Raw genomic sequence first — 1695 nt, forward strand, 5'->3', positions numbered from 1 at the left:
CCGGTCAGATCGGCCAGTTCCCGCAACAGCCCCATCCCGGCGTGCGACACCACCCCGCGACCGTCCGCCGATACTTTCACCCGCCGCGCCACCGCGATACCCTTCACTTGCGAAGTGCCTTCCGCTCGCCATATGGAAACCTAGAGAATTCCCATTATGCGTTGCAGGACAGGCACTTTCGCGCATCAACACCCAGCCACGTCGGCATTCCGCGAAAAATCCGAGCTAAGTCCCGCATTGATCACCGCAATGATCGTGGCACCGGTGATCAGTTGCGGCGGTGGTCATCCCGGCGCATCCGGGCCGTTCGTCCAACCGCGGTTACCGCCGCCAGCCCCGCCATCACGAGAAGGATCAGCGCCGAATATCGCGCGGACCCGACGAGGGTCAATAACAGCGGCAGGCCGAAGCCCAGGTAACTCAGCGCGTAAAACGCCCCGGTGAGGCTGCCGCGCAGCGCTTGCGGTGCAGCGGCTTCCAGGTCTAGCAAACCCTCACGCAGGCACAACCCGGACGCGCATCCCAGGACGAGGAGCAGTATGAGGGCCAATTCCACCGGTATGGTAACAGGGGCCGCCGCAGTTACCGCATAACCGAGCGCTGCCAGCAGCGCGCCGACTGTCCCGGTTTGCCGGCCGAACCCGCGTGCGCGCGCTACAACCTGAACAGCCCCGCTGGCACCATTGGTGATCAGCGCGGCCGTCCCCGCAGCCAGAGGAGCGGCGAGTTCGGTATGGACGCGGGTTGGGACCGTGACGAACGCCAATGTGACTGAGCCGAATACCCACGGCGCCAATGGCATGGCCCAACTCAACGCGCGCTTGCTCCCGTGACGCGAAAGCGCTGTTGGCTCTGGGGCGGCGGCGGTTGTCGCCGCGATCTCGACCGGCCGGCGCGCGGCGACGAGGACGGCAAGCGTCGCCACCGTGAGAAGTCCGGCGGCGATCCCGAAGGATGCTCGGATGCCCGGGTGTCCGGTTAAGGTAATGGCGCCCGCGGCGAAGGGCGCGATCGCGAAACCGGTGATCAACACGGCACCGGCCGTTGCCGCGCCGCCAGGCCCCTTCAGATCCGCGGCCCAAGCCGTGCAGGAGCTCATCGCAAGTCCGACGCCGAACCCGACGAACACACGTCCCGTCAGCAACACGTCGGCGTGCTGTGAGAACATCATGGCCACCGTGCCGATCAGCGCGGCAGTCGATCCGGCACAAGCCACCGGCTTTCGTCCGAACGTGTCCGAGGCTCGTCCCCCCATGAGCAGGCCGGGCAGCAGTCCTACCGCGTAGATCCCGAAGATCGCCTCCAGCGTGGCGGCCCCGAAGTGTCGCTCATCGCCGATCGCGGGCATCAACGCGGCGAAATGATTCGCGGCCCAGCCCATTGCCAGCAGCATGGTCGCGACGGCAGCGAACTGGGCGCGGCTCGCAGCCGAGCCGCGGGGACATCCCAGCTCGGCTGCCGCACCAGACCAATTCATCAATGCCCTCCGTGGGTCTGCTCGTACGTTAACCTGCCGACCGGATGGAAAGACCATCCCTCTTGGGTGGTTATTTCTGCAGAGATAGGCGCAGAGCCCTCAGGCGAGGGCGGGCGGCGACCCGGTCGAGAGTGTCAGGCCAGGGTCGCGGTCAGGTAGCCGGACGCGTCGCCGAACGACGCCAGGTCGTCGTCCGGCAGCGCGAAGCCGTTCTCGGC

At 66.6% G+C, this 1695-nt stretch carries 1 protein-coding gene; it reads right to left on the minus strand.

The window, feature by feature from the left end:
* Positions 1–268 precede the first annotated feature (268 nt).
* Positions 269–1477 (minus strand): MFS transporter, encoded by a 1209-nt coding sequence (locus tag AC2VOP_RS11690; protein ID WP_486961116.1) that lies wholly within the window; start codon positions 1475–1477, stop codon positions 269–271.
* Between the last annotated feature and the right edge of the window lie 218 nt (positions 1478–1695).

The sequence above is a fragment of the Mycobacterium sp. TH-M106 genome (assembly GCF_057473765.1).